The organism is Nannocystis sp. (genome assembly GCF_016714285.1).
In the GTDB taxonomy this organism is placed as follows: Bacteria; Myxococcota_A; Polyangia; order Nannocystales; family Nannocystaceae; genus Nannocystis.
The window spans coordinates 138,040-160,000 of record NZ_JADJNN010000014.1 but is presented as its reverse complement, the minus strand read 5'-3'; the positions used below and the strand labels follow the sequence as shown (position 1 = coordinate 160,000).

The following is a 21,961-nucleotide window of genomic DNA, read 5'->3' as shown; positions in this document are numbered from 1 at the left end:
GCGGCCGACGCCCCCAAGACCGACGCCAAGGCTGACGTCAAGCAGGCCCCGGGCAAGGCCGACGCCAAGGCCGACGCCAAGAAGGTGGAGACGGCGCCCGTGCCCCCCAAGCCCGAGGCGAAGCCCCCGGCCCCACCCGTGGCGCCGGGGCCCAAGTACAAGAAGGGCCAGATCGTCCGCGCGGGCCTCAGCGCCGAGGACGTGCTCGAGTACAACAAGGCGCAGGGCGATCCGATGGGGAAGATCGACCTGAAGACCGCGCTGGCCGGCGATCCGGTGCTCGAGGACGCGAGCAAGGGCAAGCTCTTCGCCACCTTCGACACCACGATGGGCAAGTTTCGCTGCGAGCTCTACGAGGACAAGTCGCCGAACACCGTCGCCAACTTCGTCGGCCTCGCCCGCGGCGTGCGGCCCTTCTACGACAAGAAGACCGACCAGTGGAAGACCGCCAACTTCTACGACGGCATCATCTTCCACCGCGTGATCCCCGGCTTCATGATCCAGACCGGCGACCCGCTCGGCGCCGGCACTGGCGGCCCCGGCTACCTCATCGCCGACGAGTTCGACACGAGCCTGCGCCACGTCGGGGCGGGCATCCTGTCGATGGCGAACCGCGGCGTGAACACCGGCAGCTCGCAGTTCTTCGTCACCGTCGCCGCGACCCCGCACCTCGACGACAAGCACGCGATCTTCGGCAAGTGCGACCCCAAGGTCGCGATCAAGATCAGCGAGGTCAAGACCCGCTCGGAGCGGCCCCTCGACGAGATCAAGATCAATTCGCTGACCTTCACGCGCGCCAAGAAGTGAGCCTGTCGCAGCTGTCCCTCGGGACAGCCGGGCTCAGGCCGCGGGTATGGATGCCGAGTTCAGTGAGGCTTCGCTATCGCAGCTGTCCCTCGGGACAGCCAAGCCTCAGGCCGCGCCGGCGGGGCTGTAGCGGCGCAACCAGGTCGTTGCGGGGCCGTTGTCCGGTGGCAACTGGACGCCGAGTACCATGAGCCCGCCCTCGGCGTCGCGGGCGATCCCGCGGGCCTCGTTGACCTCGACGCTGGGCTCATCGATGCGCCACAGCGGTGCGAGCTCGGTGGTGAACTGGCCGAGCCAGAGGCTCCGTCCGGGGTAGCGTCCGGTCGCGCCAGCGATGATCGGCGCGCCGTCGCCGGTCAAGGTGATCGCGGACAGCTCACCGGCGAGCGCACCACCGCGGAGCTCGACGATCGGCGTGTCGGCGTCGTCCGGCCGGTACAGGCGGATGAAGCCGCCGTCCGTGCCCGCCACGATCTCGCTACCGACCACCCACAGGCCGCCGTCCGGGGCGAGCGCGCCTGCGAGGACGACGAAGCCGATCTCAGCCTGCGGTGGATCGGGCAAGGCGCTCCAGGTGCCTGCGCCCTCCGCGTCGAGGCGGCGGATCAGGCTGCGCCAGGGCACCTGTGAGCCGTCGTAGCCGTCAGTGCCAAACGGCAGCAGCGACTCGCGGTCGAGCACGAGGCCGCGGAACGAGCCGGACGCGCAGGCCAGCATCGGCTCGGCCCAAACCGGCGCGCCGGCAGCCGTGAAGCGGCCGATCCACGCGTCGGGCACGTCGCAAGGGACGGCGCAGCGAGTGCCCGCGACCACGAGGCCGCTGTCGTCATCGATCGCCAGCGTCTCGGCCCACTCGTCGAGCTTGACCCCGGCGCCGTTCCAGTCCGTGGTCATGAGGTTGCTGCTGGCCAGCAGCTCGCCTGTGTCGCCTGCGAGCCAGCCGACCCACACGTCCGTGCGCCGGCCCTCGACCTCCTCGCTGCCGCCGGCGACCACGACCGTGCCATCCGCCGTGAGCGCCACATCGCGCGCGAAATCGCGGCCCTTCTGGTGGCCGTTGTGGCGGGTCTCCCAGGCCAACTGGCCCGCCTTCCCGGAGAACTTCGCGACCCAGACGTCGGTGGAGGCGGGCGCGTTGGTCTGTATGCGCTCACCGGCGATCACGGCGTCACCGGCCTCGTCGAGCACGAGCGCGTGGGCATCGCCGGGGGTTGTCACGGTCCACACGGGGGTCGGCGGGCAATCCTCGGTGCAGGCCATCTCGCCGCTGCTGCTGCTGCTGCTGCTCTCGCCGCCCTCGCTGGTGCCCGGCTCCGACAGGCCGGTGCTCGACCCCGGGCCCGTGGAGCCTGGCTCCGGTGCCACGCCGGTGCTGCTGCTGCTGCTTGCGGTGAGCTCGACATCGGTGGTCGCAGCCAGGCCGTACGCGTCGAAGTTGCAGGCCGTCACGGGGAGGCAAGCGATCAGGACAGCGGCGGGACGGCGACGGGGCATGGGCGCGGAAAGGAGCCCGACCGTACCACGGCCAACTGCGGGCGCGCACGAATACGCGCCCTGCATCTGCCCCTGTAGGCGGGCCATCCTGCCTGCAACGCGGCCCCGCCATCGGCTGACAGCGCCGGGCCAGTCCTGGCGGCCATCACATGCACGACGCCCGCCCCCCGGGAGATCTCCCGGAGGACGGGCGCACGAGGGACGTTGGCTGAGACCCGGGCTCATGACCGCGGGTTTCGGGTCGCAGAACCCGGGCTCATGGCCGCGGGTCTCGCGGGGCGCGGGCCTTAGTGTACGCCGCTCTCATGCGCCTCGCGGTCCTTGCGGCGGCGCTCCTCGAGGTAGCGGTTGACCTCGCGCCAGTCGACCGGCGAGGTCACGTCGACGCCGGCGAGGAACTTGCGCAGGGCGACGTTCGGGTGGTCCTCCGGGAGGGGCACGAGGGCCCAGCGGAGCACGTCGTCGATGGTGTCGGCGAGCTTGATGTCGAGGGCCTTGAGCACGTGCTTCGGCACGTCGGCGAGGTCCTTCTCGTTGTCACGCGGGCAGATGACGGTCTTCATCTCGCCGCGGAAGGCGGCGAGCACCTTGTCCTTGAGCCCGCCGATCGGCAGCACCCTGCCGCGCAGGTTGATCTCGCCGGTCATGGCGACATCCTTGCGGACCGGCACACGCAGCAGCGCCGACACGAGCGAGGTGACGATCGTGACGCCCGCGCTGGGGCCATCCTTGGGCACGGCGCCCTCTGGGAAGTGCACGTGGAAGTCGACGTGCTCGTGGAAGTCGGGCTCGAGGCCCAAGGACGGGCTGCGTGAGCGGACGTAGGTGACGGCCGCCTGGGCCGACTCCTGCATGACCTCGCCGAGCTTGCCGGTGAGGGTGACCTTGCCCTTGCCCGCGGTGAGGGTGACCTCGGCGGGCAGCAGGTCGCCGCCGAAGATCGTGACCGCGAGGCCGTTGGTCATGCCGATCTGGTCGCTCGCGTCGGCGCTGTTGTAGCGGTACTTCTGGGCCCCGAGCAGGCGCTGGACCAGCCGCAGATCGACCTTGAACGACTTCTTCTTCTTGCCGTCCTTGACGTACTCGCGGGCCAGCTTGCGGACCACCGAGGACACAGCGCGCTCGAGGCTGCGGACCCCGGCCTCCTTGGTGTAGTGGTGGATGAGCTCGCGGACGGCCTGGTCCGTGAACACGATCTCGGCGTTCTGCATCCCGTTGGCCTCGAGCTGCTTGGGGATGAGGTACTGCCGGGCGATCTTCTGCTTCTCTTCGTCGGTGTAGCCGCTGAGCTCGATGATCTCCATGCGGTCCTGCAGCGGCAGCGGGATCGAGTGCAGCGAGTTCGCGGTGCACAGGAACAGCACGTCGCTGAGGTCGTAGTCGAGGTCGAGGAAGTGATCGACGAAGGCGCTGTTCTGTTCCGGGTCGAGGACCTCGAGCATGGCGGCCGACGGGTCGCCGCGGAAGTCCATCGAGATCTTGTCGATCTCGTCGAGCAGGAACACGGGGTTGTTGCTGCCGGCCTTGCGCAGGCCCTGGATGATCTTGCCGGGCATCGCGCCGATGTAGGTGCGACGGTGGCCGCGGATCTCGGCCTCGTCGCGCACGCCGCCGAGTGACACACGGACGAACTTGCGGTTGGTGGCCCGCGCGACGCTCTTGGCCAGCGAGGTCTTACCGACCCCGGGCGGGCCGACCAGGCAGAGGATCGGGCCCTTGAGCTTCGGCACCAGCGAACGCACGGCGAGGTACTCGACGATGCGCTCCTTGGGCTTGTCGAGGCCGTAGTGATCGGCGTCGAGGATGCCCTCGGCCTCGGCGATGTCGAGCTTCTCGACGGTGCGCTCGTCCCACGGCAGCGCGAGCACCGTGTCGATGTAGTTGCGCACGACGGTCGCCTCGGCGCTCATCGGGCTCATCATCTTGAGCTTGCGCAGCTCCTTCTTGAGCCGGTCCGTGGCCTCGGCGCTCATCTTGCGCCGACGCACCCGCTCCTCGAGCTCGGCGATCTCATTCTTGAACTCGTCCTGGCTGCCGAGCTCCTTCTGGATCGCCTGCATCTGCTCGTTGAGGTAGTACTCCTTCTGGTTCTTCTCCATCTGCTTCTTGACGCGCGTACGGATCTTCTTCTCCACCTGGAGAATCTCGATCTCGTTCTGCATCAGCTCGTAGAGCTTCTCCAGGCGGGCGCGGATGGACTCCGTCTCGAGCAACTCCTGCTTGGCGGTGAGCTTGAAGTTGACGTGCGCGGCGATGGTGTCGGCCATGCGCGACGGGTTGTCGATGCTCTGCACGCTGACCGCCAGCTCGGGCGGCACGCGCTTGTTGAGCTTCACGTAGTTCTCGAAGGTCTGCTGCACCGAGCGCATGAGCGCCGAGATCTCGGCCTCGTCCTCGGCGCTCACCGGCGCCGGCTCGAGCAGCTCGGCCTCGACGAGGAAGTACTTGTCGTGGTCGATGTAGCGGCCGATGCGAGCCCGGCTCTTGCCCTCGACCAGCACCTTCACGGTGCCGTCGGGCAGGCGCAGCAATTGGATGATGCTGCCGATGGTGCCGACGGTGTGGATGCCCTCGGGCTTGGGGTCGTTGACCTTGGCCTTCTTCTGGGCGCACAGCAGGATGGCGCGGTCGGTCGCCATCGCCTCCTCGAGTGCATTGATGGACTTCTCGCGGCCGACGAATAGCGGCACAACCTCGTGCGGGAAGACGATCAGCTCACGAAGCGGCAGTAAGGGGATCTTGCGGGCCAGCGGAGGCGTCTGAGGCTTGTCAGGCATGAGCAGGGCTTTCACGCGGGAATAGCGCGCGACCGGGCAAAGCTAGCACCGGCTCAAAACTCGGTCAAACGCAGTGCACGCGCGATGAGTCGCCGATCGTCGGGCCTCGCACTGCACTCGCGGGAGACCTCGCGCAGACGCACGCCGAAGATCGCCCGACACCGACGCGCATCACTGAGATCGGTCGCGACGCCACGAGTCTCTCGGGCCAGCCTGTCGGTAGAGCCAGGTCAGACGTCAGCTGACCCGAGCGTCAGGGTGGCCGATGAACCACCGCCACAGCCGCGCCAGACCGACGACCACGAGCACGCCCCAGGGCAGCCCGGGCGCGCCGATCCACGCGAGCACGAACACGAGGAGCTCGGCTCGCACAGGTGTCCGCAACCACGCCGGGAACGGCAGCTCGATCTCCGCGGCGAAGCGCTCGAGGCTCGGCAGTTCGAACGGCGTGGACTGCTGACCGCGCAGCACGGCGCGGGCCTGCGCCAGCGAGAGCAACGCCGCGGACCCGCCGAGCACCAGGAGGACGACATCGGCGGCGCCGGTGCGCACTGGCGAAGCGACCAGGCCGTAGGTCAACGCGGCCGCGAGCGAGGCGTGGCCGAAGGGGCGGATCGCCGGCGTGAGCCAGCCCGCCGCAGCTGCCGCCCCGGGCCGCAGCAGGGCGCGCAGCTCGGGGACCAGGAACGCGAGCTGGACCCCGACCAGCAACAGTCCGGCGGACAGCAGCAGACCGAGCCGCGTCTCGAGCAACGCCGGCACACCCGACAGCGCAGCCAACAGCAGCGCGACCAGCTCGACCCGCCCAGGCGGCCGGGCCCGCGCGCACAACCAGCGCAGCAGCGGCAGCTCGAGCCAGCGCCGCCACGGACCCGCGGCGTGGTTCAGGGCCACGTGCTCGGGCGCGTCGGCGATGGCGCGCACGATCAGCGCCTCCATGCGCGGGAGATCGTCCGCGTCGACCAGGCGCGCGAGCTCGGCTGGCGCCGGGGCCTCCGGCGCGACCAGTGCCTCGCCCACCGGCAGCGCCCCCAGGACCCGCCCGAGGCGCGCACTCCACCACCCGACTGGCCGCCCGCGCTCGTCGTAAAGGCTGCCCTCACCCGCGGCACCGCACAGCCGTCGCAGCGCCCCGGGCTCGATCGCGGCGCTCTCGAGGATGACCAGCGCCGGCGCGTCGACGCGATCTCCGAGTGTGCCGGGCAGCGCCCTGGCGGGCTCGCGTGGGTGCCCGGGGCGACCAGCACCGTGGCGAAGCCAGCCCTGCGGGCGCTGTCGGCGAGGCGCAGCCCGGACGCGACACCCAGCACCGGCCGCCCGGGATCGACCCGCGCCTCCGGGTCCGGAAGCATGAGCAGCACCGGCCCGTTCACGCGTGGCCTCCTGTACTTTGCGACAGGGCCCTCGGGGCATGTGCGATCGGACAGCCGGCGCGCACGGACTACCCCATCATCGCCGCGAGATCGGCGAGGCGCAGGCCAGCGAGCGAGGCGAGATGGTGCTGCGCGCGGCCCTGGTCCTGGTGGCCCGGGCTGCCCACCGGGCGGTTACCGGCGGCGCTGGCCACCACCCGCATCCCGGCCGCGAGCGCAGCCTCGATGCCGGCCTCGCTGTCCTCGATCACCAGGCACGAGCCCGGCGCCACCGCGAGCAGCTCGGCGGCCCGCAAGTAGCCGTCCGGGTTCGGCTTGCCGCGCGGGACGTCCTCCGAGCAGACCGAGGCCGCCAGCTCGCCAGGCTTGAGTCCGAGGGCCGGGAGCGCCTGCTCGAACTCGCAGCGGGCCGAGCCGGTGACGATCGCCACCGGGATCGCGTGCTCGCGGGCCAGGGCCAACAGCTCGCGCGCACCAGGCAGGGCCGGCAGCTCGAGGCCCTCGCCGAACAAAATCTCCTTGGCGGCGACGGTGCCCTGGATCACCGCCTCGACGCTGATGCCGAGGCGCTCGCCGAGGCGCAGGTGATCATAGATCTCGCGCCAACCGTGGCCGATGACGTAGAGCGCCTCCTCGGGGGCCAGCGGCGCGCCGCGGTCGCGACACAGGCGGGCGAGACCGGCGGCGTGGACCATCTCGCTGTCGATCAAGGTGCCGTCGAGATCGAGGAGCAGCGCGTGCGGCGGGGACATCGGCCGCACACTAGCCGAGCGCGGGCCCGGGGGCGAATCTCCGGCCGGTCCTGGGCGGCTGCCCCCGGCGGTGCCCGGTCCCCTGCCCGCCCGACCCCCCCGGTCTGTCTCTCGGGCCAGGTCACTCAGCCTGAGAGCCAGCGCAGCTCACACCACAGCACCGCGACCACCGCCGGCAACACCAGCAGGGTCGACACCACGCCGAAGCGCAGGTACTCGAAGAAGCCGAGCTCGTGCTGCGGAGCCGCCTGCTCGGCGACGATGAGGTTGGCCACCGACCCCAGCAGCGTGAAGTTGCCGGCCACCGTGGTCACCAGCGCGAGCAGGACCCAGGCCATCCGCGGGTCGGCGTACGCCGCGATCTCCGGACCGGCGAGCAGCACCATCGGCACATTGGAGACCACGTTCGAGCCGAGCGCGAGCAGGCCGGTGAAGGCCGCGAGTTCGCCCGGCGACCCGAGCTGCGACGGCGCCGCGCCGGCCCACACCCGCGCTGGCAGGTCGGTGTTGGCCAGCGCCTGCACGACGATGAAGAGCCCGCAGAAGAACACCAGCAGGCCCCAGTCGACCTTCGCCAGAGCGGCTTCGGGGGCCCGACGATCGCGGACCACGAACACCAGCGCGCCGGCCAGCGCGGTGTAGCCGAGGTGCAGCCCCGCGAGGAAGCCGATCGTCACCAGCGCGAGCACTGGCAGCACCAGCGGATCGATCGCCAGCACACGATCGGGTGCCGCCGGCAGCGAGCCCGCCGGCAGCCGACGACGATAGTACAGCCACAGCAGCCCGGTGTTGATCGCCAGCCCGACCAGCGCCGGCGGCCCAGCCAGCGCCATGAACTCGCCGAAGCCGAGGCCGCTCAGGTTGCCGATGATCATGTTCTGCGGGTTGCCGACCAGCGTCGCCGCCGAGCCGATGTTCGCCGACGTGCAGATCGCCAACAAATACGGCGCGAGCGGCAGCCCGGCGCGCACACCCAGCGCCACCACGATCGGCGTGAGCAGCAGACACACCGCGTCGTTGACGAGGAAGGCCGACAAGATCCCCGACAGCAGCGAGACCAGCACCAGCAGCTGCCCCGGCGTGCGCGCAAGCGTCAACGCGCCGGCGACGACGCGGGCGAACAGCCCGCCGCGCTCGAGGTACACGATGAGCAGCATCATCCCGAACAGCAGCAAGATCGTGTCGTGATCGATCGCCGCGAAGCTCTGCGCCGGCGTCAGCCCGCCGATCGCCACCATCACGGCCGCTCCGAGCAAGGCCCCCGCCACCCGACCGACGGGCAGCCAGGTCAGCCGCCGGGTCGCCACCAGCAAGTAGGTGGCCAGGAAGACGGTCACGACCGCCGCGTGCATGCCCCTCCCACGAGCGCGTAGCCGCACCGCGGCCGCACCGCACAGGTCCACACCAGGGAGCCGCCCGCCACAGCCGGCGATCAAGAGCACACAGCCAGGTGACGCCGCAAGCGCTCCGCCGGACCTGGGGCTGCGGGCCCTCACACGCCCGCGAGTTTGCTCTGGACGGTGCCGGCGAACCTGGGCAACCTCTGTTGCCGTGACGACACGAGCACCACGGGTCCTTGTGGTTGAAGACGACGGCGCGACGGCCCGCGTGGTCAAGGGCGCGCTGACCGAGGCGGGCTTCACCGTGGAGACGCTCGACAAGGGCTTCCTGCTGGTCGCCGTGGTGCTCCGCTTTCAGCCCGACCTGCTGCTCCTGGACATCAACCTCCCGGACATGCGCGGTGACACGGCGATGAAAATGGTGCGCCGCGCCGCCAACGTCGGGGACGTTCGTCCGCTGCCGGTGGTCATCCTCAGCGGCCTGCCGATCGAACAGCTGATGGAGATCCAGGGCCACCTCGGCGCCGTCGGCTGCATCCAGAAGCCCGCCAGCCTCGACACGATCGTCGACCGTGTGTGCCAGATCCTCTCGGTCCATCGCGTCGACCGGCCCACCCCCGCCAGCTGAAGGCCCCCGCCGCCACACCCGGGAACGGGTGGATCCACCCGTCGCGGCAGGTATTTTCACTCGTATTCTCCGGCGCGGCGTGATAGCTCGGAGGCATGCGCCGCAGCCTCCTCCTTTCCTTTACAGCCCTCACTCTCAGCGCCTGCGGCGACAGCGGTAACACGACCGCCGCCGGCACCGAGTCTGCCACCGGCACGCAGACCGGCAGCGCCAGCACCGGCGACAGCACCCCGACCAGCAACGGCCCCGACACCACGCCGACCACCGACAACTCGGGCACGGGCACGGCGACCGGCACCAGCGATTCGGGCACGGGCACCGCCACCACCACGGCGACGACCGGCAGCAGCGACCCCTCGACCTCCGGCAACCCCTCGACCTCCGCCAGCACCGGCAACGTCAGCGCCAGCACCAGCGGCGGCACCACGGTCGGCGTCTCGGACAGCAGCGGCGGCGAGAGCAGCGGCGGCCCCCAGCCGGTCTGCGGCGACGGCCTGGTCGACGTGAGCGAGGAGTGCGACGACGGCAACGACATCGACAAGGACAGCTGTTCAAACACCTGCAAGCTGGTCCCTTGCGACCAGCAGGAGGGCGGCGGCGGCAACTTCGACTTCAGCTACATCTGGATCGCCAACTCGGGCCAGGGCACGGTCTCGAAGATCGACACCACCACGCTGAAGGAGGTCGGCCGCTACCGCACCGACTCGGTCCAGGCCTCGAGCCCCTCGCGCACCGCTGTCAACGTCGACGGCCGCTACGCCGCGGTCGCCAACCGCATCTCCGGCTCGGTCACCCTCTACGCCGCCGACCCCGACGACTGCATCGACAAGAACGCCAACGGCATGATCGAGACCTCGACCGGCCCCGGCGACATCAAGGCCTGGGGCGCCGACGAGTGCCAGCTGTGGAACGTCAAGATCAACCCCAGCAACAACAACAACGAGCAGAAGGGCCCGCGCCCGCTCGGCTGGGACTTCGACGACCAGGACCCGCAGACCTGCGAGTTCAAGACCCAGACCCTGTGGATGGGCTGGTACGGCCAGCCCGGCGACGCCTACTTCTGGCACCTCGACATCGACGGCAAGCTCATCGCCGAGGTCAAGGTCCCGGTGTGGGGCAACAAGAACTCCTGGGGCCCCTACGGCGGCGCGGTCGATAAGAACCACGACTTCTGGGTCGCCGGCTGGCACGGCCCGCTGGTCCGCATCAACCACGCCGACAACAGCTACACGATGTGGAACGACCCGATGCTCAACCAGGTCTCGTCGTACGGCATGGCGCTCGACGGCGAGGGCGACCCATGGTTCGGCGGTTGCGGCGGCCAGGTCGTCACCTTCGACAGCAAGAACCAGAAGTTCATCAACGTCGGCAACCCCGGCGGCTGCCTCCGCGGCCTCATGGTCGACGGTGAGAACCGCGGCTGGATCGCCAAGAACGGCGGCGGCGGCTGCCTCGTCCAGGTCGACACGGTCAACAACACCATCGTCAACCCCAACATCAACCTGCCCGGCTGCATCACCACCGTCGGCGTCAGCATCGACATCGAGGGCTTCGTGTGGGTCGTCGACCAGAGCGCCCAGCTGGCCTTCAAGGTCGACCCCGACACCCTCGCGGCCCAGACCGTCGGCGGCCTCGTCGGCCCCTACACCTACTCCGACATGACCGGCGCGGGCATCCGCCTGCAGGCCCTGCCGCAGTAGCAGTAGCAACGCGCCGCTAACCTGCGCCTTCGGACCTGTCCGAAGGCGCATTTTCTTTGCCCCCGCGCCCGAGGCGAAAGCCGACCGCGATCCACAGCGCGGCGACCGGTGCGACGAGCAGGGCCAGCCCCGCGAGCCCGAGGCCGAGCCCGGTGGCGCCGCGGAAGCTCCACGCGCTGAGCGCGTCGCCGCCGCGATAGACCACGGTGTCGATGAAGCTCTTGGCCTTGTACTTGGCCTCGCGCCCGACCTGCGTAAACAGCACCTCGCGGGCCGGCTTGGCCAGCGCGTAGTCGGCCGCCCGCCGCGCGACCTGGACGACCACCACCACGGTCAGCAGCGGCGCCGCCCCGAGCGCGAGGAAGGCCGCGAGCGACACGATCGGCAGCACGGCGAGGGTCCAGCCGAGGCCGATCCGCGGCAGGAGGCGCCCGAGCACTGCCGTCTGCAGCACGAGCGTCGCCGCGTTGACGGCGAGGTCGATGTGCGCGAACAGGGCGGTGCGCGCCCCGGCGTCGGCGATCGCCGCCTCGACGATCGTCATCTGCTCGAAGTAGAGGAAGGTGCCGGTGATCGACAGCAGCAGCACGTAGCCGCAGATCGCCAGCAGGCGCGGCGAGGCGAGCACGAGGGTGAAGCCCGCGAACAGCCCGCCGCCGATCGCCGCCTCGCTCGCCGGCGTGTCGGGTCCGGCAGCGGCAGCGGCGACGCGCCCGAGCCGGCGCACGCACAGCGCGGCCAGCTCGAGCCCGAGCAGCGACAGCAGCAACAGCCAGGCCAGGTCGACCCGCGGCGCCAGCTGCCCGGTCAGCAAGGGACCGACCAGCGCCCCGGCGGTGCCGCCCGCGGCGATGAAGCCGAACAGCCGCTCCGCCTGCTCGCGGCGCCACAGGTCGGCCATGTACTCCCAGAACACGGACACCACGAACAGGCTGAACACCGCCGCCCACACATAGAACACTCGCGCCACGATCACCGCGGCCGCGCCCGCCTGCATCGCCGCGAAGAAGCCCAGCAGCTGCAACGCGAAGCCGCGGAACACCCACGGCATGAACACCTGCCGCGGCCAGCGAGCGACCACCGCCGCGAACAGCGGCACCGCCAGCAGCATCGCCGCGAAGGTCGCGGTGAACATCCACTGCAGCGAGGTCACCCCGCCGGTGATGCCCATCGCGTCGCGCAGCGGCCGGATGACGTAGTAACTGCACAGCACCGTGAAGAACAACGCCGTCGACCACAGCGTCGCCGCGACCTCGTGCCCGCGCACCGCGACCACCCGCTGAAGCGCCCGCAGCGATCGCCCTGGTCCCGGCTCACCTGTCTCGAAGGACAGACCACGACCTGGCCGGCGCGGGTCGACGGGCATCCTGGGCGAGTGTACGCTGGCGGCGACGCATCGGCGTTCGCCTGAACGTGCGCTCGCCGCTGGCGGGACGCGAAACTCGGGTAGCGCCACGCGGGTCCCATCCGCCGCAAAGGACAGCACCTTGACGCCACCCAGGGCCCCCGCACCGATCCCTCGCCGTCTGTTCCTGCGCCACGCGGGCGCCCTCGCTGGCCTCGCTGGCCTCACGGGGCTCGCTGGGTGTCGTCCGGGCGCGACGCCCACACCGCCGCCGTCCGCCCCGGAGAAGGCCCCCGCGAGCGACCCACCGCTGGCGCCCGAGCCGGTCGTCCTCGGCGGCGAGCGGCTCAAGATCCTGGTGCTCGGCGGCACTGGTTTCCTCGGCCCGCACCTGGTCGAGGGCATGCTGCAGCGCGGCCACACCCCCACCCTGTTCAACCGCGGCAAGACTCGCCCGGGCCTGTTCCCCGACGTCGAGAAGCTCCGCGGCGACCGCGACGGCGGCCTCGCGGCGCTGCAGGGCCGGCGCTGGGACGCGGTCATCGACACCTCCGGCTACGTGCCGCGGGTGGTCCGCGCCTCGGCCGAGCTGCTCGCCGCGAACGTCCGCCAGTACGTCTTCGTCTCGTCGATCTCCGTCTACACCGAGACCACCGCCCCTGGCGTCGACGAGACGCACAAGGTCGCCACCATGCCAGACCCCAGCGTCGAGGCGGTGATGGAGTTCTACGGCGCGCTCAAGGCCCTGTGCGAGCAGGCGGTCGAGGCCACGCTGCCGGGCCGCACCACCAACATCCGTCCCGGCCTGATCGTCGGCCCCGGCGACCCGACCGACCGCTTCAGCTACTGGCCCGTGCGCGTGGCCCAGGGCGGCGAGGTGCTCGCCCCGGGCGACCCGCAGGACCCGGTGCAGATGATCGATGTCCGCGACCTCGCCGACTTCATCCTCACCACGCTCGAGCGCGGTCACGTCGGCGTGTACAACGTCAACGGCCCGGCCAATCCGCTCGGCATCGGCGGCATGCTCGACGCGTGCAAGCGCGTGGCGGGCAGCGACGCGCGCTTCACCTGGGCCGCGGCCGAGTTCCTCGAGGCGCAGCAGATCGCGGCGTGGAGCGACATGCCGGTGTGGGTCCCGCCGGTCGGCGAGGGCGTCGGCCTGACGACCACCAGCAGCGCCCGCGCGATCGCCAGCGGCCTGCGTCACCGCCCGCTCGACGAGACGATCAAGGCGACCCTCGACTGGTGGGCCACCCTGCCGCCCGAGCGCCAGGGCAAGCTGCGCGCCGGCATCACCCGCGAGCGCGAGGCCGAGGTGCTGGCGGCCTGGCACCAGCAGCAGGCGCCGGCCCGGCCGGTGAAGCCCGGCAAGCCCCGCGCCAAGCCCCGCGCCGCCGCCCAGCCGGCCGCGGCGGCGGGCGCCGCCACGGCCGGTTGACACATGTCCTGGAGTACATGTCCAATCGGACATGCCCTGCGTGACATGTCCGAAGGGCCAGGCTCACGCCTGACCACGGGCGACCACGTCGCCTCCAGGCGCGCCGTCCTCACTGCGGCGGAGGCACCGGCGCCGCGCCGATGAAGGCCACCCCGCTGCCGCCGGCGTAGCCGAAGCTGACCGCGACATCGTAGCCGACCACGGTGATACCGACCTTCGCGTCGCCGCCGGCCTCGACCTGGTGCGCGCCCGACTTGAGGGTGAAGTGTGCGCGCTCGTAGCTCGTGCCCTCCGCGCTGCCCACCGGGCCCCAGTCGCCCGTCGCCGTGACATCGACGCCGTCGAGGCTGACCTGCGCCCCCGCGGGCCGGACGATCGTGACCGCGTTCTTGGCGTACTCGGCGGGCACGAGGAACACGTAGCGGCTCTGGTACTGCGCCGTCGGCGGGACCAGGATCATCGCCGGGTCGCCGGGCCAGAAGCCGTTGTCGGCGTCGTCATCGGGGGTCGGGTCCTCGGTGATCACGGCGTTGGACAGCAGGAACTGGGTCACCGCGAAGGTCTGCTCCGACGAGACAATGAACGGCGAAGCGGCGACGAAGGTGACGGTCTCGTAGGCGTCGATCGTCGCCGGCGCCCCGGGCGGAGCCGCGGGCGAGTAGCTCAGCTTGGTCCCGTCGAAGCTGCCGGTGATGCGCACGCGGACCTTGTCCTCCTTGTCGTTGTCAGTGTTCGGCGGGGCCGGCACGACCGCGTAGCCGCGACCCCACGCCGAGAGCGGCAGCATCTGGTGCTCGAGGTGGTCGGCGCAACAACCCTGCTGCGGCGTCGGCTCGAACGAGGCGACGTTACCCGAGAACACCGCGACCTTCTTGGTGGCCGCCACCCGCGTACCCGAGAGGTTGCCCTGGCCGGCGGTGTTCTGCAGCAGCGAGAGCACAGCGTTGGACATCAGGGTGTAGGTCTGACCGCGGTCGATCTCCACGCTGGTCGCGCCCGGATAGAGCGGGATGCCCTTGGGCGGATAGAGGTCGATAACGGTGTCGTCCTCGGTCGCGACCACCGTCACGAAGGCGCCGGCGTTGAAGTCGCCGCCGGGCCCGAGCAGGCGCATCCCGTCGCCGGTCACCGCCGTGTAGTCCTTGTCCAGCACGTGCGCCGGGAACAGCAGCGACGCGTCGTTGGAGAACACCTCGGTGCTGTTGTCGAGCGGGTTGAATTGGTAGAGCGTGATCGGCTGGTCACTCTCCACGCGATAGGCCAGGCCGACCGAGTTCTCGCGGTTCTTGGTGCCGTGGCTGTTGTCGAACTTGAACACGTGGATCTGGCCGTCGCCGATGTTGGCGCTCTGCAGCGGGGTCCCGTCGGCGCCGGCGTACACGATGACCCCGGCCGTCTCGCCGCCGGTGTTGGCGGCCACGATCGCGTAGGTCTGCTCCTCGGGCGCCGGCGACAGCGTCACCTTCCACGCGTTCGGCAGGTCGACCGCCCAGAACAGACAGCCCTGGTTGCTCTGCGCCGCCTCGGCCATCTGACACGCGGTCCCGGTGGGACCGGTATCACTGGTCTCGACGCCGAGGTCGTACTTGATCCCGCCGCCGCTGCTCCCGCTGCTCCCGCTGCTCCCACTGGCGCCGCCGTCGCTGGTGGTCGGCGTGACGCTGTCGCTGACGCCACCCGTCGGCGTGCCGCTATCGGTCGCCGTCGCCGTCGCACTCGTGACGTGGCCGGTGCTGCCCTGCGAGCCGCTGCCGCCACCGCTGTCCGAGCAGGAAGCGACACAGAGCGCGAGGAGCAGACGCGAACGCGGGTCCATCATGGCGCGAGTATGCGCGCGCCACCAGCCGGCGATCAAGGCGCCGGAGCACCGGGCGTCGCCACGGCCGGAGGGGGGACGACGTTCAGTCCGACGACCTCCGACAGCAAGTGCTCGCCGGACTTGCCCTTGAGGTTCACGAGCTCCGACAGGCCGTAGCGGGCCGCGTCGCCGAGCAAGGCCCGGACCTCGGCCGAGACCAACAGACCCACGCCGAGCTGCTTGGTCGCCGACTCAATGCGGCTGGCGATGTTCACCGTGTCGCCGATCGCCGTAAACTGCATCTTCTGGGGGTGACCCATCTCGCCGATGATCACCGACCCGACGTGCACGCCGATGCCCATGCGAAACGTGGTGTCGAACTGCTTGCTGATGTAGACGTTGAGCTCGTCCAGGCTCTCCTGCATGCCGAGGCCCGCGGCCACGGCGTCGAGGCAGGCCTCGGCAGCGGTGGCCCGCTCGAGGCCGAAGATCGCCATGATGCCGTCGCCCATGTACTTGTCGATGTAGCCGCCGTGGCGGATCACGGGCTCACCGACCTTGCGAAAGTAGCGGCCGAGGATGTGGATCACGTCGTAGGGCAGGTGGCTCTCGGCGAAGGGCGTGAAGTTGCGGATGTCCGAGAACAGGATCGCCAGCTGGCGGTCCTTGCCGGTGGTCTGCGGCGTGCCGTCCTGGGCGAGCTGCAGGTCCTCCTCGTCGATGACCAGGCGGCGCAGCTTGACGTCGCCGGTGATGGTCGTCTGGCAGGCGAGGCGGATGTTGTCCTCGAAGCCCTTGGCGCGGGCCAGGCGGGTCTCGACGGCGTTGCGCGGATCGAGGTGCTCTGGGTGCTCGAGGATCATCACGCGACACGTGGAGCAGCGACCGTTGCCCCCGCAGGCCGACGCGTGCGGGATGCCAGCCTCCCGTGCGATCTCCAGCAGCGTGAGGTCCGGGTCGTCGACCTCCACGGTCTTCTCGCGGTCGAACTCGACGATGGGCATGACGAAGCCAGGTTACCCGCGCTCGCCACGTCATGGGCGGACAACGCCCGAGACCCGACGCACGCGCCGGTCTCAACGCGCGCGGCCAGCGACGCGTCGCGCCGCCGCGGGGGCGCCCGCCTCACTTCTTGAGCGGCTCGAACTTGCTGGCGACCAGCGCACGGTCGTCCTTGAGCGTGCCGCAGTTGGCGACCACCTTGGCCTTCGACCCCTTGCAGGTCGGGTACTTGCCCTGAGCCTTCCAGCCCTGCTGGCGGATGTCGTTGAGGCAGTAGGCGCCGTTCGGCTTCCACTCGGCCTCGACGGGCCAGTCGGTCTCGGGGGCCTCGATCTGCGGGTCGAGGGCGTCGTAGATGTCGATCGGCGTGCCGGGCACCGTCCACGCCACACCGTCGCCGCAGTAGTCGGCGCGGGCCATGCGGGTGCAGGCCTGGTGGTGATCCTGAAGCGAGATGTCGTGGCAGTGCTTCTTGCCCTTCTTGCCCTTCCCGTCGTCACACTGCTCGGCCTCGGCCCACGGGCGGTAGCCCCACTGGGTGCAGTGGGCAAGCACGCCGTTGGTGCAGGCGAAGGTGACGAAGTTCTTGTCGTCCACGCGGGCGCCGGTCGCCTCGTTCCAGTAGTTCTGCAGCGGGATCGCCGGGACACCGCCCTCGCAGAGCGGCTGCCAGACGTCCGTGCCCTTGAGGCTGATCGAGAGGTGGTAGTAGTGGATGTCGTCGTAGACGAGGTCGGTGTAGATGTCGTCGGCGCGGACAAGGAAGTCCATCACGTGTTGGCCGCCCTCGCTGTCACGGACATCGGCGGTGATCTTCATGTCCATCCCGACAAGCTCCTCGCCGCCCTTCCTGAGCCACTTGCCGTTGACCTTCTTCTTGACCTCGATGCTCGATCCATTGAGCGAGACGTCGTTGAACGAGACGCCGTTGAACGAGACGCCGTTGAACGAGATGCCGTTGAACGAGACGCCGTTGAACGAGAATCCGTTGAACGAGACGCCGTTGAACGAGATGCCGTTGAAGCCGAAGCCGTTGAACGAGATGCCGTTGAACGTGAACCCGTTGAGCTTGATCGCGTTGTTCTCGGTGTCTCGCATCTCGGCGATCTCGTCGACCAGGTCCTCAACGTCAACCCCCTGGTAGCAACCCACGAGCGACACCATCGCCACCGCCACCAGACCGACTTGCATGTTGCGAGACATAGCCAACCCTCCCCGACTTCGCCACCGTATCAGAGCGCAACCCCGGGGCCTATAGCTGGCGAAGAATCAGTGTCACGATGTCCGACATGTGCCATCGACGACGCGTCCGCGGGCGTCCTTGCCTACACGTCGTATCAAGCGCCCTGGGATACGATGCGCAGACTCGCAGGCCGACCTTTGCCGGCCGCAGGTTCGGGTCCACGGTGCCTCGGTTGACCGCGCTGGCAGTATTGCGGTCGAACAGATAGCCGCCGCCCCGTGCGATGAGGATGCCGCTGCCGTCCTGGTTCGTGACCCACTCAAACACGTTGCCACTCATGTCGTGCAGGCCGAAGGGCGAGTCCGACGCGGGGAATGAGCCGACCACGGTGGGGCCGAGCAGCACACCCGAGATGTTGGCGCCGAAGTTGGCCTCCCCCACTGAGAGCGAGTCGCCATGCGGGAACCTGCGGTCATCTGCCCCCCGGGCCGCCCGCTCCCACTCGCGCTCGCTGCACATGCGCGCACCGGGCAGCGTCCCGCTTCGCGCGAGCCAGGTGAGGTAGGCCTCCGCATCCCCCCATGTGAGACCTGCCACCGGCAGCTGTCGCCAGTCGACGCTGCTCTGGTCGACAAGGCGGACCTTGGCGCCGAGCGGCGCCGTCTGGGTCTCCTCGCCGAGTTTGAGCTCGTACTGCCACGTGCCGTCCGGAAGCTGGGCGAGCCCGAGGCCGGAGTCCCACGCCGCGAGCTCGGGGCCCAGCCGGGCCAGCCGATCCGCGGGCGGCAGCGCCGCGAGGAAGGCGATGTAGTCGGCGTTGGTGACCTCGTGACGAGCTATCAGGAACGATCCAGTCTCGACCTCCCGCGCCGGCTCCGCGGTGAAGAAGCTGCGGACCGGCTCGGGGTCGACGCTGCCGTACAGGGAGCGACCCTGCGGGATGTAGACGAAGCCGGGCGGCAGGGTGTCCTCGCGCGGGAGCACAACAGCGACCTCGAGCGCCTCGTTTCGCTTCGCCCGGACCGTGTAGTAGACCGTCTCGTAGCCCGGCAGCTGGAAGATCATCCGGTACGAGCCGGGCGCAACCTCCATCGCCGCGGTCTCCGTGGTGTCGACCTTGCGGAGCACCGTCGGGATCTGATGGCCGGTCGCGTCGGCTTCGTATCGCTCCAACGTGACCACAGCGCCCGGCGGTTCGCTGGTCACGTGCAGCACAGCAGGCGCGTTCCAACGCGTACGCAGCGTTCCGCTGACGTCGTAGAGCTCGAGCCGCGCCTGCATCTCAGCCAGTCGGCCGGGCTCGTGCAGGCCCTCGACCACCAGCATTCGCTGGTACAGCACCTCGGCGAGACGGGCTCGCAGGTCATCGCGCGACGCGTCGAGCACCAGCGCCGCCTCGAGCGCCTGCGCGGCCGCGCTGAACGTCGTGTCGATGCGGGCGACCTCCCCCTGATACTGCAGCCATAGCGAGTTGCCAGCCTGCCCCTTGGCGTCGTCGAACAGGCCGAGCGCCTGCTCGCGCAGCACCTCGGCCTCGGTCTGCAGTTGCTCGCCGCGTGCGACCTGCTGACCGGCGATCTCGACGTGGGCATCGATCTTGCGGCGCAAATCGACCTGTCCCTTGAGCCATAGGCCGCCGTAGGTCGCGAGGGCGATGGTCGGCAGCAACACGATCGCCGCGCGACGCAGCCGGCGCCCACGCGCCATCGCGGTGCGGCTGGCGTCGAGGAAGGCGCGCTCGCGCGGGCGCAGGGTCTCGGGCTCGAGCAGCGTCGTCTCCTTGAGCTGCACGTTGGTCCACAACCCGTCGCGGCTGCGACCGAGGCGCTCCCAGTCGGCGACCGCGAGCTCGAGGCGGTGACGTACGGCACGGCTCTCGCGCTCCTCGTCGAGCCAGCCGCGCAACGTGGCCCAGCCGGCGAGCAGGGCCTCGTGGGCGATCTCGAAGACGACGCGGTCGCCGACCTCGCGAACGACGACCAGGCGAGCGTTGACGAGGGCGCTGAGGGCCGCCTTGGCGGGGGCCTCACCGGCGACCAGCTCCTCCTCGCTGAGGCTGGCGCGGGTGTCCTCGAGGGTGACCAGGCGCATCAGCACGCGGCGGCCGGCGCGGCGCTGGGCGGGCAGCAGCTGGGCCAGCGCGCCGTCGCCGTGGCGAGCCAGGGCCCCGGTGACGCCGCCGATCTTGGTCAGGTCGGCGGCGGTGATCACCGCCGAGGCCTTGTCGCGGATCTCCCACAGCTCGGCGAGCGCGAACTGCAGGAGCGGCAGGCTGCCGCGCGAGCCCGCCTTCACCAGCTCGTCGACCAGGGCCTCGGTCTCGAAGCTGACCGCCTTGGTCTGCGCCGGGCCGACGATCGCCTCGCGGGCGCCTTCCGGCGAGAGTGGCCGCAGGAGATAGATCGCGCGGCCGATCTCGTCGCCGAGCGCGGGGATCTGGGCGACGCGGGTCAGAAAGTCGCCGCGCACGGTGGTGATGATGCGCAACCCGGGAATCCCCGAGGCGAGGCGGGCCAGCAGTTGGCCGACGACGGCCACCTCCTGGGCGTCGCCAAGCGTGACGAGCTCCTCGAGTTGGTCGACGAAGATGAGTCGTCCGCGCACGTCGCCGAGCTGCTTGCGCAGGGCCCGAATGAGCGCGTCGGGCAGGCCCGCGATCAGGGCGCTCACTGTCTCTTCGGTCATGTCGAAGAGGCCAGCCAGGGTGGCAGTGAGAGTCTGGAGCGGGTAGCGACCCGGGGTCATCACGGCGCTGGCCCACGAGCGGCCCGGCTCGAGGCCGCCCTCCTCGACGACCGGTAGCACGCCGGCGCGGCACAGCGAGGACTTGCCGGTGCCGGAGTCGCCGGCGACGACGACGATCGCATCACCACGGAGGCGCTCGACGACCGCGCGGATCTCGGCGCTGCGGCCGAAGAACAGCGCCCGGTGCTGGGCCTCGAACGCTTGCAGGCCGCGGTACGGGTTGCCCTCGGGGATCGCCAGCTCGCGACCCATCGGCGTGAGCTGCTCGAGCGCGCTGCGCAGGTCGTCCGCCGAGGCGAAGCGCGAGAAGGGATCGCGACGCAGGCAGCGGTCGATGATCGACGCCAGTCGCGGGTCGACCCGCGGCGCCCGCTCGAGCAGCGGGCGCGGCTCCTGCTCCTGCACGCGGGTCGCCAGCTCGACCGGCGAGGTGGCCTCGGTCGGCGGGCGCCCGCTGCACAGGATGTAGAGCAGCACGCCGAGCGCGTAGACATCGGAGCGGCGCGAGGCCGCCTCGGCGCGCCACAGCTCCGGGGCCATGTAGTGCGGCGTGCCGAGCAGCGTGCCGACCTGCGTCAGCGACGCGGAGCGCCGCGTCCACGTGTTCGACGCCTCGGCCTCGACCTCGGCGCCCCCGCCTCCGACGGCGCCGCCCGCCGCCGCCGCCTCGATCACGGCCTGCATCTTGACGGTCTCGGCCATGCGGTCGACCCGCGGGCGGACCTCAGCGGCATGGCGCTCGACCGCCGCGAGCGCGGCCCGCGTCGTGGTGCCGATGTCGTGCTCATCGCCCGACGCGCTGGGCTCCGGGGCGCCCTCGTCGAGCAGCTTGGCGAGGCTGAAGTCGAGGAGCTTGATCTCGCCGTCGTCCGTCAGCACGGCGTTGGCCAGCTTGATGTCGCGGTGGAGCACGCCCATGCGGTGCGCGGTGGCCAGCCCACGCGCCAGACCGATCCCCATCTCCAGCACCTTGCGCCACGGCAGCGGGACGGTGAGCTCGCTGAGGCTCTTGCCGCGGATGTACTCGGTGATCAGGAACGGGTGCCCCTCAAGCTCGCCGACGCGATAGATCACCATCACGTTCGGGTGCTGGATGCGGGCCACCGCGCGTGCCTCGACGAGGAAGCGCTCGCGGTCCTCCGCGTCCGGCGCAACGTTGCCGATGAACTTCACCGCCACCGGCCGATCGAGCACGTCGTCGTGGGCGAGGTAGACGCTGCCCATGCTGCCGCGCCCGAGCAGACGGATCAGCCGGTACTCGTCGAAGCGCTGCGGCGGCACCCAGTCACCGGGCTCGACCGGAGCGTCCCCGGGGGTGCCCGAGACGCTGCTGCGCTCGAGCTTGTTGTGCCGCCCCGACTGACTCATGCGGCCCCCGGCCGCATTCGCCTTCGATCCGCTGCGGTTCAGGATGCCGACGCCGGGCGCCCCCGGGTGGCGGACCGAGGACTCGCGCGTCATGGCTGACTCCGGGGCGTGCGCATCGGATCCCAGGTCATCCTCCTCCGATCGCCAGAGGAGCGCAACCTTCACGAGCTTGCGGCGGCCTTCGTCCTCCTCGGTCATGTCCTTGCAGGCC

Annotated in this window: 14 protein-coding genes (1 of these 14 cut by a window edge); 4 read left to right on the top strand and 10 right to left on the bottom strand. The window is 70.3% G+C overall.

Translation table 11 applies throughout. The features are described from left to right. On the top strand, positions 1-807 hold the 3' portion of the coding sequence (locus IPJ59_RS23960; protein WP_293250904.1) for a peptidylprolyl isomerase. Its footprint begins 60 nt before the window's first position; 807 of the gene's 867 nt are visible here — the last part of the coding sequence; its start codon lies off the left edge, out of view; the stop codon is at positions 805-807. 105 nt (positions 808-912) lie between these two features. Here the strand turns inward: IPJ59_RS23960 and IPJ59_RS23955 are convergent, their stop codons facing one another. The 5 genes from IPJ59_RS23955 to IPJ59_RS23935 form a co-directional block, all read right to left on the bottom strand. After that, positions 913-2,301 (bottom strand): hypothetical protein, encoded by a 1,389-nt coding sequence (locus tag IPJ59_RS23955; RefSeq protein ID WP_293250901.1) that lies wholly within the window; start codon positions 2,299-2,301, stop codon positions 913-915. A 287-nt stretch (positions 2,302-2,588) separates the two neighbouring features. Further along, the gene (lon, locus tag IPJ59_RS23950) at positions 2,589-5,078 is read right to left on the bottom strand and encodes an endopeptidase La (RefSeq protein WP_293273445.1); all 2,490 of its coding nucleotides are present in this window, start codon (positions 5,076-5,078) and stop codon (positions 2,589-2,591) included. A gap of 237 nt (positions 5,079-5,315) precedes the next feature. Next, positions 5,316-6,098 carry a hypothetical protein gene (locus IPJ59_RS23945; protein ID WP_293273444.1) on the bottom strand — a complete coding sequence of 261 codons (783 nt, stop codon included), beginning with the start codon at positions 6,096-6,098 and terminating at the stop codon, positions 5,316-5,318. A gap of 421 nt (positions 6,099-6,519) precedes the next feature. Further along, the gene (locus IPJ59_RS23940; RefSeq protein ID WP_293273443.1) at positions 6,520-7,203 is read right to left on the bottom strand and encodes an HAD family hydrolase; all 684 of its coding nucleotides are present in this window, start codon (positions 7,201-7,203) and stop codon (positions 6,520-6,522) included. 125 nt (positions 7,204-7,328) lie between these two features. Beyond that, positions 7,329-8,555, bottom strand: coding sequence for an ArsB/NhaD family transporter (locus IPJ59_RS23935; protein WP_293273442.1), 1,227 nt, complete (start codon positions 8,553-8,555; stop codon positions 7,329-7,331). Between the two features lie 226 nt (positions 8,556-8,781). On the opposite strand from IPJ59_RS23935, the gene IPJ59_RS23930 reads away from it, so the two are divergent. Both IPJ59_RS23930 and IPJ59_RS23925 read left to right on the top strand, forming a co-directional pair. Next, a complete protein-coding gene (locus IPJ59_RS23930; protein WP_293250886.1) occupies positions 8,782-9,171 on the top strand; it encodes a response regulator in 390 nt (129 codons plus the stop codon). A 95-nt stretch (positions 9,172-9,266) separates the two neighbouring features. After that, positions 9,267-10,871 (top strand): DUF4215 domain-containing protein, encoded by a 1,605-nt coding sequence (locus IPJ59_RS23925; RefSeq protein ID WP_293273441.1) that lies wholly within the window; start codon positions 9,267-9,269, stop codon positions 10,869-10,871. Between the two features lie 16 nt (positions 10,872-10,887). Here IPJ59_RS23925 and IPJ59_RS23920 read toward each other — a convergent pair whose 3' ends face one another. Beyond that, complete coding sequence (locus IPJ59_RS23920) at positions 10,888-12,237, bottom strand: NTP/NDP exchange transporter (RefSeq protein WP_293273440.1); 1,350 nt, start codon at positions 12,235-12,237, stop codon at positions 10,888-10,890. 121 nt (positions 12,238-12,358) lie between these two features. Here IPJ59_RS23920 and IPJ59_RS23915 point away from each other — a divergent pair, with 121 nt between their 5' ends. After that, positions 12,359-13,654, top strand: coding sequence for an NAD-dependent epimerase/dehydratase family protein (locus tag IPJ59_RS23915; protein WP_293273439.1), 1,296 nt, complete (start codon positions 12,359-12,361; stop codon positions 13,652-13,654). A 109-nt stretch (positions 13,655-13,763) separates the two neighbouring features. Here IPJ59_RS23915 and IPJ59_RS23910 read toward each other — a convergent pair whose 3' ends face one another. The 4 genes from IPJ59_RS23910 to IPJ59_RS23895 all read right to left on the bottom strand — a co-directional run bounded on the left by IPJ59_RS23910 (position 13,764) and on the right by IPJ59_RS23895 (position 21,843). Further along, positions 13,764-15,473: an IgGFc-binding protein gene (locus IPJ59_RS23910; protein ID WP_293273438.1), complete on the bottom strand. Its 1,710-nt coding sequence runs from the start codon at positions 15,471-15,473 to the stop codon at positions 13,764-13,766. Between the two features lie 32 nt (positions 15,474-15,505). Continuing rightward, the gene (locus IPJ59_RS23905) at positions 15,506-16,456 is read right to left on the bottom strand and encodes an adenylate/guanylate cyclase domain-containing protein (protein WP_293250871.1); all 951 of its coding nucleotides are present in this window, start codon (positions 16,454-16,456) and stop codon (positions 15,506-15,508) included. A gap of 121 nt (positions 16,457-16,577) precedes the next feature. Further along, positions 16,578-17,645, bottom strand: a complete 1,068-nt coding sequence (locus IPJ59_RS23900) for an ADYC domain-containing protein (protein WP_293273437.1) — start codon at positions 17,643-17,645, stop codon at positions 16,578-16,580. 61 nt (positions 17,646-17,706) lie between these two features. Then, a complete protein-coding gene (locus tag IPJ59_RS23895) occupies positions 17,707-21,843 on the bottom strand; it encodes an nSTAND1 domain-containing NTPase (RefSeq protein WP_293273436.1) in 4,137 nt (1,378 codons plus the stop codon). Positions 21,844-21,961: the final 118 nt, after the last annotated feature.

What these genes read in the sequence shown, in the direction of transcription:
- IPJ59_RS23955 (WP_293250901.1), bottom strand. Translation starts at nt 2,301, where the DNA reads ATGCCCCGTCGCCGTCCCGCCGCTGTCCTGATCGCTTGCCTCCCCGTG.
- IPJ59_RS23910 (WP_293273438.1), bottom strand. Translation starts at nt 15,473, where the DNA reads ATGATGGACCCGCGTTCGCGTCTGCTCCTCGCGCTCTGTGTCGCTTCC.
- IPJ59_RS23920 (WP_293273440.1), bottom strand. Translation starts at nt 12,237, where the DNA reads ATGCCCGTCGACCCGCGCCGGCCAGGTCGTGGTCTGTCCTTCGAGACA.
- IPJ59_RS23925 (WP_293273441.1), top strand. Translation starts at nt 9,267, where the DNA reads ATGCGCCGCAGCCTCCTCCTTTCCTTTACAGCCCTCACTCTCAGCGCC.
- IPJ59_RS23935 (WP_293273442.1), bottom strand. Translation starts at nt 8,555, where the DNA reads ATGCACGCGGCGGTCGTGACCGTCTTCCTGGCCACCTACTTGCTGGTG.
- IPJ59_RS23940 (WP_293273443.1), bottom strand. Translation starts at nt 7,203, where the DNA reads ATGTCCCCGCCGCACGCGCTGCTCCTCGATCTCGACGGCACCTTGATC.
- lon (WP_293273445.1), bottom strand. Translation starts at nt 5,078, where the DNA reads ATGCCTGACAAGCCTCAGACGCCTCCGCTGGCCCGCAAGATCCCCTTA.
- IPJ59_RS23895 (WP_293273436.1), bottom strand. Translation starts at nt 21,843, where the DNA reads ATGACGCGCGAGTCCTCGGTCCGCCACCCGGGGGCGCCCGGCGTCGGC.
- IPJ59_RS23905 (WP_293250871.1), bottom strand. Translation starts at nt 16,456, where the DNA reads ATGCCCATCGTCGAGTTCGACCGCGAGAAGACCGTGGAGGTCGACGAC.
- IPJ59_RS23900 (WP_293273437.1), bottom strand. Translation starts at nt 17,645, where the DNA reads ATGCAAGTCGGTCTGGTGGCGGTGGCGATGGTGTCGCTCGTGGGTTGC.